The organism is Pseudoalteromonas luteoviolacea H33-S (assembly GCF_001625695.1).
GTDB classification, from domain to species: domain Bacteria; phylum Pseudomonadota; class Gammaproteobacteria; order Enterobacterales; family Alteromonadaceae; genus Pseudoalteromonas; species Pseudoalteromonas luteoviolacea_B.
Genome location: NZ_AUXY01000086.1, coordinates 1 through 14271, shown reverse-complemented (window position 1 = coordinate 14271; position 14271 = coordinate 1). Strand labels below are relative to the sequence as shown.

Genomic DNA, 14271 nt, shown 5'->3' with positions numbered 1-14271 from the left:
AAGTAGATTAATATCATTACCTTTGCTTTTAAAGCATGCTAATTTGATATCAAAATAATAATAATAATGGAACCACTATGAAAGCCATTTATTTTACACTTACCTCCTTTTGCGCCATGTCCGTGTATGCCAATTCGCCACTGCCCGACAATAGACATGTAAGTATACAAGGCTCTGCAACAGTTGAAGCAAAGCCCGACCTTGCTGATATTTCTTTTGAAGTTGAGGTCATGAAAAGTAATGCTTTGGCGGCAAAGCAAGCGCTAGATAAACGGGTCAATGCTTTATTAGAGGGGTTGGGTACATTTGATATTAAAGATGAACATGTCTCAGCGTCTAGTTTATTAACTGAGCCTAATATTATTTATGATGATGAGGACAACCCAGTAGAGTCAGGTTATATCGCCACTCGCTCAATCACTGTCACGCTAACCAACATAAATAAGCTTAATGATTTCCTCAATTTCGCTCTGAGTGTAAAAATCGACACAATAGACGACATCAAATTCAGATCTTCAAAATCATCTCAATTCCGACAAGAAGCGACCATGCAAGCTGTACGCAACGCAATGGATAAAGCCAATATATATGCCGAAGCTTTTGGCGTAAAGCTCGGTCAAATCTACAGTATCGACCCCAACGCTCATGGCTCTAGATACCAATACGGTATTGAGCGCATAGAGGTGACTGGCTCGCAGATTGACAGTGCTTATTTATCTACTGGTCGATACTTACAAGCAACCATTACATTTTCTGCATCAGTGAATGCAGTGTTTGATTTAGAAATAGAATAAACAGTATAGAGGTTCGTCATCGTACATAAGCAACTTGTTCAGCCCATGTCTGATAAGCGCTTTCATTTTGCTTTTCGAGTGCATCAGCTAAAAATGAGAGGAAAACGCGTACTTTAGCAGGTAAATAAGTACGTTTAGGGTATATTGCAAATACTCCATTCTCTATTTGTGGTGGCCTAAAGTGCGGGTACACAGAGACAAGTTTGCCTGATTCTAGTCCAGCTTTTGCCAAAAAGTGGGGTAACTGTGCAAACCCCAATCCATCCTCACACATTGCCACCATCATTTCCCCATCGTCCGTAATATGACTAGGCTCAAGGTCATACAGTGCATAATCTCCTTGCTCGTCTGGTAAATAAATGGGTTGCAGTTGCTGCGTTTCTTTAATGCGAAATCCTATCCAATGATGTGCTTTAAAGTCATCTCGTAGCTCAGGTATTCCGTTTTTGTCTAAATAGTCTGGTGATGCACAGACAAAAAAATCCATTGGGCTGAGCCTTTTCGCAACCAGCCGACTGTCTTTCACGTAGCCGGTTCGAATCGCAATATCTACACCACTCTCAATGACATCCGTATGCAAGTCATTAATTTGCAAGTCGAGTTTAATTTCGGGGTAATGCGCACAAAACGCAGCCAGTACAGGGCGTAAATACAAATGTCCATAACAAACCGCGGAGTTGACCTTCAACACCCCGCTTGGCGAGTCATTAAGGTGTTTAATCTCCCCTTCACACGCAGAGAGCTCCTGTAGCAACTTTCGAGCAGTAGATAAATATTGCTTACCTGCATCGGTGACACTCAGTTGTCTGGTTGAACGCTGGATCAGCGTTACTTGAAGCTGCGCTTCTAATCGACTAATTGCTTTACTCACTGCGGATGGATCAGTATTACAATATGCCGAGGCAGCGGCAAAGCTACCTTCTTCACAAGTCGCAATAAATAGCTCCAATGCTCTTAACTTATCCATTTGATATATTCCTTCTTATTTTTCCCTCCAATATACCAGTTTGATCCGTGAATTATATTCATGGTTGAACTGTATTTTTTACTATTTTTCCATGAGTGGTGTCTTCATACACTGAGCTAACCATTTTAAAGTACTATTTTGGAGGCTAAGTTTTGCGACAATTCAACACGGATACACCAGACAAACAACCGTTACGGCTATATTTTGCGGTTGCTTTCATTGCTATGTCAGGACTCTCTTACATCAATTTTTTACCGGGTTTAATGAATGCCCTCGCAATTGGCTTAGGTTATACAGAAAGCCAAGCAGGTCAAGTTGTTGCACTCAATGGATATGGCGCTTTATTTGGCACTGCGCTGGCAATTTTGAGTGTGAAATATATACATTGGAAACCGACGATTATCAGTGCTTTGTCTGTATTACTACTTTTAGAATTAACCACTCCCGCCATTATTAACTTTGACGCCTTGTTGGTGTTGAGATTTGCCACAGGCTTTGCTGGTGGGCTGGCCGTTGGCGTGTCATTTTCTGTGCTTGCAAAAATGTACAATACAAATCGGGCTTTTGGCTTTTTGTTATTTATCCAATTTATCATTGGTGCATTGGTGATGTACACACTGCCACAGCTTGAGCTTAACTTTGGTGCATATGCTGTATTTTATGTCATGGCGACAATTGCGGCCTTTAGTATATTAATGGCAATAAGTATTCCTGCGGGGCGCTTTACAACTAACAATAAGTCACAACAAAGTCATACAAGAGTAGGCTCTCTTGGCCTTTCAATAACGATCATGCTGGTCATCTTTATTTATTTAACCGCAGCCAGCGCACTTTATACCTATGTCGGTTTAATTGGCATGAAAGCAAACTTAAATGAAACACAAGTGAGTACTTATATTGCTTTTACAGGATTATTAGGTTTGCTAGGTGCTGTCATTCCCATGATACAAGCACCATTTATTAAAAGACGACCACTGACAATAATCAACATTTCACTATGTCTCGTTGCTGTACTCGTGCTACTTCAACCAACCATCTCCATCACTGCCTATGTTGTCGCACTAGCCCTGTTCTTCTTTGCGTGGCCATCAGTACAATCCTTTTTATTTGCAGCGATTGCTGATATCAGCCCCAGTGGACGACTGTCTACCGTAAGCTCTCTTGTATCTTCTATCGCGATGGCGTCAGGGCCCATGCTAGCCGCATTTTTAATAAAACCAAGTGACTATAGCCTGATGCTCACAGTCTGTGCGTCGCTATTTGCGCTTTGTGCTGTCATTTTATATATGCCGCTCAAAACAGCGCCTCCTACAAAGGGGCAATCTACTCCCACTCTTACCACACACGCTAAGTAATAAAAGGAAGTATCATGATCAGATTTTTGCTTAATAAACAGATACAAGATATGAAATCAAGATACGATTATGATGTGCAATATATGGAAGATATTTTGCAATCTAATTTGGCCGCTTTTTTCAAGTATTGGGGTTTCACCAGCATGTCCTCCCATAGCGCGCAGGTACCCATTGCCCCGTTATTTGCCGCACGTATACGCACACTCATCAATGAAGACTGCGGGCCTTGCATACAACTTGCTGTCAATATGGCATTAGAAGCAGGATTAGACGCCGCGCTTATTGAACAGATTATAAAAAACCAGCAAGACAAAGTGCCTAAAGAGGTAGCGCTTACTATGCGCTTTACCGAACTCGTGCTGGCCCATGATCCTGATGCTGATGACCTCAAAGCACAAATTGTTTCACTATGGGGTCAACCAGGGCTCATCACATTAAGCTTTAGCATCAGCACCTACCGTGTATTTCCAACGCTAAAATACGCGCTCGGCTATGGCAAAACCTGTCACAAAATTGAGATAAATAAGGCGGTACATAAACCCGGTTAACTCTAAAACAGACGTTTAACATTGCCCACTTTAGCCAATAAAAGTGGGCTCAGAAAACTCGTTTTAACCAAGATTAAAAGACCCCATTCGCATTGTTAATTTTACCGCCCATAAACAAGTTATAAAGTCGCATAGACATATCTAACGGCTGTATCGCATCCCAATGTTCTACCAACCTACCCTCTCTCACAGTCCACGTATCTATGATATTCATGCCTTTTGTATCATCACCACGGTGCTTTGCTTTTAATGTCGCATGAGAGTGAATGATCACTTGTTCACCATCAACAAACATGCGTTTGACGTCATAGCTAAACTCAGGTGCTAATTTCACAAAGTCTTTAAGTGTTTTTACTACACCACCGATACCATCAGCCATTGTACGGTTGTGCTGCTTGTATTGATCTTCTCCAAAGCGCGCGATGACTTCGTCAAAGTTGTGATCGTTCATCAGTAGCTGCACAAATTCAACCACAGCTTGGGCATTACCAAGTTCCTCTGCTTGCCAGTGAGATTGAGTTAGTGCTTGTAAATTGATCTGTGGAGTATTCATTGTTCGCCCTTAAAACTTGATTCAATCAAGGCTTTAATCGCCTTGCATTTAACTTTTAAAATGCAAGTTAAATTATTTGATTGCAAAATGCAAGTGAATTATTATGTAAGGACATCGAACAAAGAGACCTATTATGACCAAACGTTCTGACTGCCCTATCTCTAATGTACTTGATATTGTTGGAGATAAATGGAGCTTACTGATCATCAGAGATCTGATGTTTTTTGCTAAACATTCTTACTCTGAGTTACAAAACTCAGAAGAAAAGATGGCTACCAACATTCTATCTAGCCGCTTGGAGAAGTTAGAAAAGCAAGGACTCATCAAGAAATTACCTGATGAGAAAGATAAGCGAAAAAAGGTATATCAACTCACAGAGCCAGGCATAGATTTAATGCCGACTCTGTTAGAAATGATACTTTGGAGCGCAAAGCACGCTCCGGATTTAAACATACCAACGCAATTAGTCGAACGTGCACAAAGCGATCGGGCGGCATTATTAGAAGAGTTGATGGCCAATATTCGACAATAGCCACAATTCACACTCTGTTTTTTATTGTAACGACATGCGCTCAAATATGGCGGAGGTGCCTGTTGCCCCCGCTTGTGTTGCTCCACCCAACAAGTAGATATGATTGTTTACAGTTAACGCACCAAGCCCATGGCGCGTCGAGGTCATTGTAGCCGGATCAGTGTGCCAAAGGTTGGAGTCTGGATCGTAGCGCCAAATACCATCAAAGGTACGCGTTTTCATTTCTCGCTCTCCCTGATTGTTCGTGATGTATGTATACTCTTCACCACCAAACACATAGATTTGGCCATTTAAAACAGCGCTAGCTAGTCCAGCACTGGCCTGCGGCATGTTTGCAAGGTTCTCCCAGCTATCCTGCTGGGCGTCATATCGCCATAAATTATCGAGATTTTTAAAATCGAGTGCATTAACACGACCACCCATCACATACCATTGACCATTAATCACCACTGACGTCGCTGAATTACTGGCAATCGGCAAAGGCGCAGCTTGCTGCCACCGACCATCCTTCAATACCCAGTGCGCATTTGTGTCGCTCAATTTACCGTTTATCAAAGTGCGACCACCAGCAACATGGACATAGCCATTGATCACACCGTACACTGATTCCCCCAGAGGCATTGGTAAGTCAGGCCCTACTCCCCATGTATTGTGCCCTTTTTGTAATGTGTAAACGGTACCTTTTACTTGCCATGCGTCGTCTGATGTTGCATTAAATCCACCTATCGCATAAAGCACATTGTCATTGGCTATCAGTCCTAAATGATGTCGAGGTTCTGGCAACACAGGGCCACGCGTCCACTTTTGAGTTTGTGCATCGTACACATAAGTATTTATAGATGCCGCCAAGTGAGCGAGCACAGCATGTTCAGGAGGCCTTTGTTCAAAAGCCCCTGCAACATATATTTTTTCATCAAAAACGGTTGGGTACACTTCTTGAAGTGGTGCAGGTAACCTTGTCTGTGATTGCCATTGAATATTTTTCGACTCAGGCGCTTTGCCTACCGTTGAATCAACAGAACAAGCTTGCAGTGTAATAGCGCAAAAAGAGGCGATTAAAATTGCGTAAAACTTTTTATTCATAGGTTGAAGTGGTTACATTCGTGGTCTCGGAAGTAAAGCATACTCGGTCCCTAACGCCTGTGACTTTTTCCTTAACTTAAAAATTATGTATCTAAATTAGTATATTAGACTTGAAGTGCTTCTTGTTGATAGGCAGTGATTTCTCGTTTTTGCCGAGCGTTAAAGCATAATAGCCAAAGCGAATTGTGTTTTGTGACTTATCTGTGATGCTAAGCTGCTTCCTCAGTAAGCCAAATGGCACCTTAAATTCAATAATTTCAGAGCGAGATAACAAGCTACTTTCTCCGAGTCGTATCAATTCAAAACTATCTTCGCTCAGTTTAACACCGTGTTCTACCACGCGACTTTTTCCTGTATTAAATACAGCTAACCAGATAGGTGGAACTGTGACAATTAAAGCAATGAATACGAGTGCGCCATGTATTTGATCCTGATTCACACGCGCATCAAACGCTCAAATATACAAGCTCGCAATCGCAAACTGTAACAAAGAGAAAATGCAACTTTATAAGCCCTATCTATCACATTTTGTAATCGAGACTGGATAATTAACTTAACCATCACCTTCCTTGATAGCTGTCTATTAACGGCGGCACACACCGTTTTCGCAACGCGACTTGCCTGTCAGTAAATATGAGATACGATACCGATTTTTTGCAAACAATAAATAAACCTTATCCGCAATTGGTTTAATGAAAGGCCAGCGCAGTGGTGCGTATAGCCACCCCATGCCCACCAATTGCCATGCACGATGTGTGACATCTAATCCCAGCAACAACCCGCCTTGCTCGTCAAGTGCATGTAAAATTAAATTAGCTTTCTTTGGGTCTATGTGTGGATAGTTAACAAACTCATCACTGTGTATATCCACTGTTTTAATTTGCGCAGTCTTGTCACGTTTAGTCAATGCCGTCATTTCTTTCACGCAAAGTGGGCACGTACCATCGTAAAATATCGTTAATCTAGTCATATTTGTCACTCTTGTTTATTATCCGATACGTACATGCAAATAAATACGATCAGCACCGCGCTTGTAAATACACAATAACGCAGAAAGTGAACAGATTAAACCAAATTACAACAAATTAGCTTATGCCCAGAGCCAACACACTCATGAGGTATAAAAGTAAAAAGAGCCACACTTGTATGGCTCAACTTTTCATTAGTCAATTCAATCTTAGCTAACTACTTCGCTATGATTATCGACCACCGAAAACGCGTGGCGTGCCACCTTCATTGATACAACGAAAATACGCGCTATTAATGGAACCATCACTATATGCCTCTTCATACCACAAGAATGAACCATTTTTATAACATACGACGTAAGTCGCTTCCTCAGCTGTAGAAACACTAGGCAGTGAAATAGTAATGATGGCTGCTAATGCGGCGAGTGTTGTTTTTATCATTATTTGTCTTTCCTTATTTTAATAATTGATGTGATTGTATAACCACGACAAAATGCTAACAAAACAACACAAAAAAGAAAACAAAATATAAATAAGTGTATTTTTCCAAAAATAATAAGAGATTTTCGTCTTTTTTAACACTTCACCGTCTTATAAGTGTTAATTCTTTTGGAGGCATTTATGCAATATCTCGACACTCACTCATTCAACTTACAAGCCCCAGTAAAAACTGGATCTGCACACAAGCCAAGAGTGCTTATTTTATATGGCTCACTAAGAGCCAATTCCATAAGTAAAAAAGTAGCTATTGAAGCCGGCAATATACTGACCGATATGGGCGCAGAAGTCAGATATTTTAATCCTCAAGGTCTGCCAGTATTTGATCATGGCGAGAGTGCCGAGCACCCCAAAGTAATAGAGCTTAGAGATTTAGTTACTTGGTCTGAAGCACAAGTATGGAGCTCACCTGAGCTACATGGCAATATGTCTGCTGCACTTAAAAACCAAATCGACTGGATCCCCTTATCCATTGGGGCGGTGAGGCCTACACAAGGTAAAGTTCTTGCAGTCATGCAAGTCAGTGGAGGCTCGCAAAGCTTCAATGCGGTGAATAATATGCGTATTTTAGGACGTTGGATGCGCATGCTAACCATACCTAATCAGTCTTCGGTAGCGAAAGCTTACAATGAATTTAATGACGATGGTTCCATGAGGGCAAGTAGCTATCGAGATAGAGTTGTTGATGTGATGGAAGAACTGATGCGTTTTACTTATTTAACCCGAGACAATAAAGATTTTTTAGTAGATAGATACAGTGAGCGAAAAGCCCAAGTTACACCACAAACAGAAATGCCTCCTGCGATGGCAGATATCTTAGAGCAAAAAACACCATCAGTTGAAGCTAAACAGATGTCGTGCTGCTAATATAATTGGGCAATAGTGAATATGCTATTGCTCTTTTGAGAATTGATATGACCATAGAAGAAATCTGGCGAGAATATAGAAGCAGTTTAAAGGCGTTTTTACATAGCAAAGTGTCCAACCCTGACGACGTTGAAGACCTATTGCAAGATGTGTTACTAAAAACGCATCTTGCAATGCACAGTTTAAATAAAAAAAGCAACACTAAAGCATGGATTTTTCAAATAGCACACCATACTGTGATAGATCATTACCGCAAAAATGGACAAGAGAAACACATTGAATCGCAGCAACTATGGTATGAGTCGCAGCAAAGAAATATAAAAATGGAACTGGCACAATGCATCAAGCCTTTTATCCAGGCACTGCCTGAACAAAGCGCCTCTTTATTAGAAGAAGTGGAGCTTGAAGGTAAATCTCAAAAACAACTCGCACAAGAGCTATCTATCAGCTACTCGACGGTAAAATCCCGTGTGCAAAAAGCTCGAACAGAGTTGAATGACGTTTTTCATGCTTGCTGTGACTATGATTTGGATAAACGTGGCAACCTTATTGAGTACCATCCTAAGTCAGACTTTGATTCTCGTAGATTAAAGTCAGATTTAAAACAATAAGTACACAAACGACCATTTAATGATTTGAAGTGGATACTAAAAAACGCTAAGGATTAATACTTACTTCACAAGACGCTTTTTGGTTTTTCGAGGGAATAAGCGTAGCCAGAATACAGTTTCCAACGCAACCCCTAACACTACAAAAACAAAGGCACTATGAGCACTACCATAGCTGTATGCACTCAGTGCAGCGATTAACAGTGCTAAGATAATCAAGATCCTAAATAACGTTTTCATGATTGTTCCAACTGTCTAACTCGATCATTTATACAGTACGAGAAAATCGCGTCAAAAACCAAAGAACTTTGTAACAAATATTAAACGCTTGTTCAATGGCAACTGAATTAGATTCAACTTCTCAGATTAACACCGCTAAGTAGTAGTAAAGCAGCGTACCCATATATGTAAAAACTATATTGGTACGTACCATATAAGCCTAAACTGACACTATTGCCATTTCAAGTCATCCCAAGTTGCTTTAGTCCAGCTCGTTTTTGTAGCTGGTAAAGTACCAGTATCACCACCACCTTGGTCGCCGCCACCTTGGTCACTGCCACCTTGGTTATTATTTACGTTCGACGCACTAGATGATTGCTTATTATTGGTAGTTTCAGCACCGTCACCTCCGCCGCCACAAGCACTGAGAAGCAAAACCAAAAAGGCGAGGAAAATAATTTGCAATAAGTTCATATCCGCCCCATCAAAGTGCTGTCACACGGACATAGTTTGCTAAACTGCGAAAATCAATCACCTCATCAATTCGATCTGCTTTGGCCGGCCAGTTAAACCCGTTTGTCAGATCATACTGGCCGCTAGCAAGTGCACCTTGCCCATCTACCTCCATGCTGCCAGACCATTGACCTAAAGTAAGGCTAAAACAGGAGTAACGACCTATCTTTACTTGTATTTGAGGCCTGAGCTTTTGAAGTGAAAAAGAGCTCTCGATTTTATCACGGCTCATAGTGTACTTTCTCTCTATAGTCCCTCTTACAGAAAAAATCGCTTTAGCATTATCACCAATGAGTTGTGAAGGAGATAAATGGAAGGAACCACACATGCTATTGACACCAATCGACTCGTAAGTATCCCCTTCAATTAGGGGGATATCGACGGCATATCTCTGGTTAGTCTCAAAATCCATGACCGGGAAACGGTACATTCTAAAATTTTCACCATGTAACGAAAATACATCGCCGGGTGCTGTGGCAATGTAAGAGTAATTAATAGGTGCGTCCAGAATATCTTCATGCGGATTAATGATTGGATCGTACGTCTGTATTGGCTGACGTGCAGCCTCTAGCACATCCAATCTTCCGCCATGTCCCTGCACCGATGACTGTATGGTTGAAATTGTAGACGATTGTGTATTGACTGTAGCGCTCAAATCAGAGACAGCCGAATCCAAATTGGTTACATCTGTATTCAATGTTGTTTGCGACGAGTTCAGTGCTGTGATTGAATTTTCATTATTCTGAGAACGAGTTGAAATAGCAGAGAGCTGGGTATTTAATGATGATATCCCATTGCTCAATTGCGTTACTCGATTCTCAATATTTGTATCAACAACCTCCTGTTGAGTAACTCTCTGCTGTAACGCATTCAAACTATTCTCGTTAGCCTGAAGCTGGGTATTTACTGAAGATATCCCAGTATTCAATTGCGTCACTCGATTCTCAATATTTGTATCAACAACCTCCTGTTGCGTAACTTTCTGCTGAAGCGCACTTAGGCTGTTCTCGTTGGCCTGAATTCGCGTATTCGCAAGGCTAACGGCTTGTGACTGTACTTGCAAACTCGTATTCATTACCTCTAATGCAGCGCCATTTTGAGTTGAAGCTGTATTCAATACAGTAATCGTTTGTGCCTGATCTGCAATCTCTGCACGAATACTACCTAAACTTGTATTTATCTGTGTAATTTGTACAGTTTTTTGTTGCTTGTCTGTTTGCAGCGACTGAATACTTACTGAGGCTGAGTCAATAAAGTTATTTATTATATTCTCATTTCCACTAACAGCCTGCTGTAGGGCAGATATTGAAGTAGTGTTAGTTTCAATTTTTTCGTTAGCACTGGTTAGCTGACTGTTCAATCCAGATACAACTGCAGTCAATGAAGTGTTTAACTCTGCAAGCTCTGTCTGGTTTTCACTTATATTATCTGATAGGAAGGAGAAGTTTTCGTTCACTTCGTCAGCCTTTGCAGGTGTATTCGCAATAAACTCATGCGGCACTACCACACTACTTTCTGCACCTACAGTTAACGGCATTATAGATAGAGCAGTCCCTAAAATTATAACCTTTTTCATAATATCCTTTTAACTATAATTAAAACTCTGCATTCTAAATGATAAATTTTAAAATAAAACATCAAAAGCCAACTTTCTCTAAAAATAGAACTTGAAATTGATTAAAAATTAAAAATTAAATATTAAAAATTAAAAATTAAATATAAACTGATATTGAATGGCGCAGTAAAATTACAATTTAGTTTTGTTATAATGACAATTTAGTACTATGGTAAACCATGATAGAGGTACCTTTAGTAAATGGATACCAAGGCATATTATTGGTAGGAAATTTTACACTCAGATTATTTCTTAGGTATTGTTAGCACCTGACCTATTTGAATCGAATCTCCTCTTAAATTATTAGAATCTTTGATATTCCTTACAGATATACGATATTTTTGCGCAATCATCGAAAGTGACTCACCTCGTTCTACACGGTGAGTTAATGAGCTTGTTGCCGAGATTAGCGTACCTTTTGGAGGGTATTGAGTAAAATAATTTTTAATCGCACTAGTAATCGCCATCGCTAATTTTTTCTGATGAGCAGGGTTATTTAAGTTTTTTTCATCTTTGGGGTTTGAGATAAAACCCGTTTCAATAAGGACTGAGGGTATATCTTGTGCCGTCAATACCGCTAAACTTAACCCGACAGGTTTTGTCTTGTGTAACTTAGTCACCTTTTTCAGCTCTTTTAAAGCTTCTGTAGCGAACACGTAGCTACTTTGAGTCGTAAATTCTTTGGTCATGTCAGCAAGGATCACGGCTAAATTATCGTCTTGCGTATTTTTAATGATCTCACCTGCGCCACCCAATAATTGAGACTCTTTTTCGCGATTTGCTATGACTTTGGTAAATTCAGAATTCGCTCTTCGAGCAGATTGCACTAAAACAGAAGCGCCATTTGGCTGAGGCGACGTAAACGCATCGGCGTGGATTGATATTAACAAATCAGCTTTATTTTCTCGTGCCATACGCGGCTTTCTTTCATGCCTGACAAAGTAATCTCCAGTCCGTATCAAAACCGCTTTCAGGCCAGCTTTCTTATTAAGTTGAGCTGCGAGTTTTCTAGCTATCGCCAAAGTCACATGTTTTTCATAACTGCCCTTATATCCAATCGAGCCCGGATCATCCCCGCCATGCCCGGCGACAATTGCAATCACAACGTCTCTATTTTCATCAGCCTTTTTATTTTTAACTACAGGTTTAGGCTTTACGGTATCATGCAACTCCACCACAAGCCTGTGTCCATACTGCCCTGTTGGTGCTAAAGGGAAAACAACTAGCTTATATGTGCCATCTAGCTCTAATACGACGCGTTTAGATTTTTTATTTTTAGGTGCACTGGTTCGCACTTTTTTAACTCGATGATCGCTTCGAGCCAGCTTTTTAAAATCGACTTGGGTTTTGCTGTCGCTAAAGTCAATGACCAAGCGATTTGGTGAACGTAAACTAAAAAATGAGTAATCTGGCTTGTCTTTTAAATCAAAAACCACTCTAGTACTCGATGGTGCTGACCAAAGACGTACTGATTCAATACTATTTTGTGCGTGTACTTTTACGCTATTCACACTCACAAAAAGTATAAGAAAAACTAAAAATGAGCGAATTAAAAGTTTTGAAGTTACTAAATTGGCTTTCAAAGCTCATCCTTTAAATCAAAAATACTGCTTAAGTATAGATTATACTAGTAAGCAAGATAAAGTAAGTGAAATCAATACTATTAAGATAAACTAGCTATAAGCAACAACTTTAATTATCAAGCTCGAAGGCAACATACACTGACCTGTAAAAAAACCAAGAGCAGCTATAAAAACAATAATTCCTCTAGTTTGCTACTAAAAAGTGGCTATGATTGATGCCTGCTTTTCATGCTGACATCAATCGTAATAACAAATAAAAAGACATAGCTTTACTCAGCCAAATTAACTTTATGTCAGCTGTATAACTAAATACATTCAAGAACTGGCTTGAAAGGCTCAACAGAAAAGTCTAATTTAAATGTTGTTCTAATAGAATGACGTGATTGGTTATTACTGGCCGGTTTCCATTCATACTTTCTCAATGCTTTTCTTGCTGCAAGATCAAACACTTCATTCGGCACAGATTTAATTATTTGAAACTCCGATACCCTGCCTTCACTTGAAATGACAAGCTCAAATTCAACACAACCACTTACGCCTTTTTTAGCGGCCTTAAAGGGGTAAATAGGAATCATAGACCTAGAAACCTGCCAATATTGCTCTGTTGGTATATTCGAATTAGTTAAATCTATTACATTATTATCATGCTCCACATTATTTGACGAAGAGCAGCCAACTAAAGCCCAAATAGCTATTACTGTAGAAATGGTTCTCATAAATTCCCTTTACATTTTAATTGCATAGAGTATTTCAGGTGAGATATTAAGTTTACTTTTCTAAGATGTAAAACCCATAGCCAAGTGTATCTCTGCCCAGACCAAGATAAATATCTATCCATTTGCCTAGTTGTTTCGCTTTTAATTTTATTTCGCTGCTACAATCAGGCTCCCCTTTAAGTGAATGAATACTCATAATTCGACTCCACTCAAAATTGTCCCACTCATCTTCACTGCTTGTTGTCGCATATAAAGCTGTAAAACCTGCCTCTTGTGCCAATTTAACATTGCCATGATGAGTTTGATACATATCTTGTGTGACACCCAACACATCTAAGTAGCTTTGATCCGGCTGCTGCTTCCAATAGCATTCACCCAGTAACAGTCTTCCCCCTGGTTTTAATAATTTTAAAACCTCAGAAAAGGTACTTTCCAGCGCACTTTCCCCGTCTCCAAAAGCATGAGAGGAGCCATTACAAACCACTAAATCAAAGTGATCTTTTGGTAAATCAACTTCTTTTATCGGCTGATTGATAAATTTGAAGCAATCCGACGCAAAATTATCGACACAGTATGATTGCGCTTGCTCTATTAATTGCGCATCAATATCCACACCAACAACATTAGCTTCATATGCTTCTAAGATTTGATGTAAAAACTTTCCATTGCCGCAACCAACTTCTAAAACATCAGAGGACGCGGGTAATTGCAAAAGTGACAGTAAATACTGCTCTTTTATTTTTCCTAAAGGGCTATTGTATTCCATTAATATATTTACCTAATTTAGATACATTCAAAAGATAACATTAATCAATAAAATAAATAAAGTAAAACGGCCTTGTTGATCAAATA

18 protein-coding genes are annotated in these 14271 nt (G+C 39.9%); 6 read left to right on the top strand and 12 right to left on the bottom strand.

Going from position 1 to position 14271, the window contains the following annotated elements; translation table 11 throughout:
- Positions 1 to 77: 77 nt before the first annotated feature.
- Entirely contained in the window at positions 78 to 794 is a 717-nt protein-coding gene (locus tag N477_RS17005; protein ID WP_063363263.1) for an SIMPL domain-containing protein, read from the top strand.
- A 16-nt stretch (positions 795 to 810) separates the two neighbouring features.
- Here N477_RS17005 and N477_RS17000 read toward each other — a convergent pair whose 3' ends face one another.
- On the bottom strand, positions 811 to 1761 hold the full coding sequence (locus N477_RS17000) for a LysR family transcriptional regulator (protein ID WP_063363262.1): 951 nt from the start codon (positions 1759 to 1761) through the stop codon (positions 811 to 813).
- A 152-nt stretch (positions 1762 to 1913) separates the two neighbouring features.
- On the opposite strand from N477_RS17000, the gene N477_RS16995 reads away from it, so the two are divergent.
- Positions 1914 to 3116 (top strand): MFS transporter, encoded by a 1203-nt coding sequence (locus tag N477_RS16995; RefSeq protein WP_063363261.1) that lies wholly within the window; start codon positions 1914 to 1916, stop codon positions 3114 to 3116.
- 14 nt (positions 3117 to 3130) lie between these two features.
- Positions 3131 to 3664, top strand: coding sequence for a hypothetical protein (locus N477_RS16990; protein WP_063363260.1), 534 nt, complete (start codon positions 3131 to 3133; stop codon positions 3662 to 3664).
- Between the two features lie 73 nt (positions 3665 to 3737).
- Here the strand turns inward: N477_RS16990 and N477_RS16985 are convergent, their stop codons facing one another.
- Positions 3738 to 4217, bottom strand: a complete 480-nt coding sequence (locus tag N477_RS16985) for a nuclear transport factor 2 family protein (RefSeq protein ID WP_063363259.1) — start codon at positions 4215 to 4217, stop codon at positions 3738 to 3740.
- Between the two features lie 133 nt (positions 4218 to 4350).
- Here N477_RS16985 and N477_RS16980 point away from each other — a divergent pair, with 133 nt between their 5' ends.
- Positions 4351 to 4749 carry a winged helix-turn-helix transcriptional regulator gene (locus N477_RS16980; protein WP_081216557.1) on the top strand — a complete coding sequence of 133 codons (399 nt, stop codon included), beginning with the start codon at positions 4351 to 4353 and terminating at the stop codon, positions 4747 to 4749.
- 21 nt (positions 4750 to 4770) lie between these two features.
- On the opposite strand, the gene N477_RS16975 is transcribed toward N477_RS16980, so the two are convergent.
- The 4 genes from N477_RS16975 to N477_RS16960 all read right to left on the bottom strand — a co-directional run bounded on the left by N477_RS16975 (position 4771) and on the right by N477_RS16960 (position 7241).
- The gene (locus tag N477_RS16975; protein ID WP_081216556.1) at positions 4771 to 5832 is read right to left on the bottom strand and encodes a Kelch repeat-containing protein; all 1062 of its coding nucleotides are present in this window, start codon (positions 5830 to 5832) and stop codon (positions 4771 to 4773) included.
- 91 nt (positions 5833 to 5923) lie between these two features.
- The gene (locus N477_RS16970) at positions 5924 to 6271 is read right to left on the bottom strand and encodes a hypothetical protein (RefSeq protein WP_063363258.1); all 348 of its coding nucleotides are present in this window, start codon (positions 6269 to 6271) and stop codon (positions 5924 to 5926) included.
- A gap of 144 nt (positions 6272 to 6415) precedes the next feature.
- Positions 6416 to 6802, bottom strand: coding sequence for a thiol-disulfide oxidoreductase DCC family protein (locus N477_RS16965; protein WP_063363257.1), 387 nt, complete (start codon positions 6800 to 6802; stop codon positions 6416 to 6418).
- A gap of 229 nt (positions 6803 to 7031) precedes the next feature.
- Positions 7032 to 7241, bottom strand: a complete 210-nt coding sequence (locus tag N477_RS16960) for a hypothetical protein (protein ID WP_063363256.1) — start codon at positions 7239 to 7241, stop codon at positions 7032 to 7034.
- Between the two features lie 180 nt (positions 7242 to 7421).
- Here N477_RS16960 and arsH point away from each other — a divergent pair, with 180 nt between their 5' ends.
- Together arsH and sigZ are read left to right on the top strand one after the other, a co-directional pair.
- Positions 7422 to 8165 (top strand): arsenical resistance protein ArsH, encoded by a 744-nt coding sequence (gene arsH, locus N477_RS16955; RefSeq protein WP_063363255.1) that lies wholly within the window; start codon positions 7422 to 7424, stop codon positions 8163 to 8165.
- A 47-nt stretch (positions 8166 to 8212) separates the two neighbouring features.
- On the top strand, positions 8213 to 8776 hold the full coding sequence (sigZ, locus tag N477_RS16950; RefSeq protein WP_063363254.1) for an RNA polymerase sigma factor SigZ: 564 nt from the start codon (positions 8213 to 8215) through the stop codon (positions 8774 to 8776).
- Positions 8777 to 8836: 60 nt separating this feature from the next.
- Here sigZ and N477_RS26325 read toward each other — a convergent pair whose 3' ends face one another.
- The 6 genes from N477_RS26325 to N477_RS16925 form a co-directional block, all read right to left on the bottom strand.
- The gene (locus N477_RS26325) at positions 8837 to 9013 is read right to left on the bottom strand and encodes a hypothetical protein (protein WP_196760644.1); all 177 of its coding nucleotides are present in this window, start codon (positions 9011 to 9013) and stop codon (positions 8837 to 8839) included.
- Positions 9014 to 9223: 210 nt separating this feature from the next.
- Complete coding sequence (locus N477_RS16945) at positions 9224 to 9466, bottom strand: hypothetical protein (protein WP_063379455.1); 243 nt, start codon at positions 9464 to 9466, stop codon at positions 9224 to 9226.
- A 10-nt stretch (positions 9467 to 9476) separates the two neighbouring features.
- Complete coding sequence (locus N477_RS16940) at positions 9477 to 11081, bottom strand: hypothetical protein (protein ID WP_063360322.1); 1605 nt, start codon at positions 11079 to 11081, stop codon at positions 9477 to 9479.
- 284 nt (positions 11082 to 11365) lie between these two features.
- Entirely contained in the window at positions 11366 to 12631 is a 1266-nt protein-coding gene (locus tag N477_RS16935; protein WP_231098045.1) for an N-acetylmuramoyl-L-alanine amidase, read from the bottom strand.
- Between the two features lie 377 nt (positions 12632 to 13008).
- On the bottom strand, positions 13009 to 13419 hold the full coding sequence (locus N477_RS16930) for an energy transducer TonB (RefSeq protein ID WP_063360323.1): 411 nt from the start codon (positions 13417 to 13419) through the stop codon (positions 13009 to 13011).
- A gap of 52 nt (positions 13420 to 13471) precedes the next feature.
- Entirely contained in the window at positions 13472 to 14185 is a 714-nt protein-coding gene (locus N477_RS16925) for a class I SAM-dependent methyltransferase (protein WP_063360324.1), read from the bottom strand.
- Positions 14186 to 14271 lie beyond the last annotated feature (86 nt).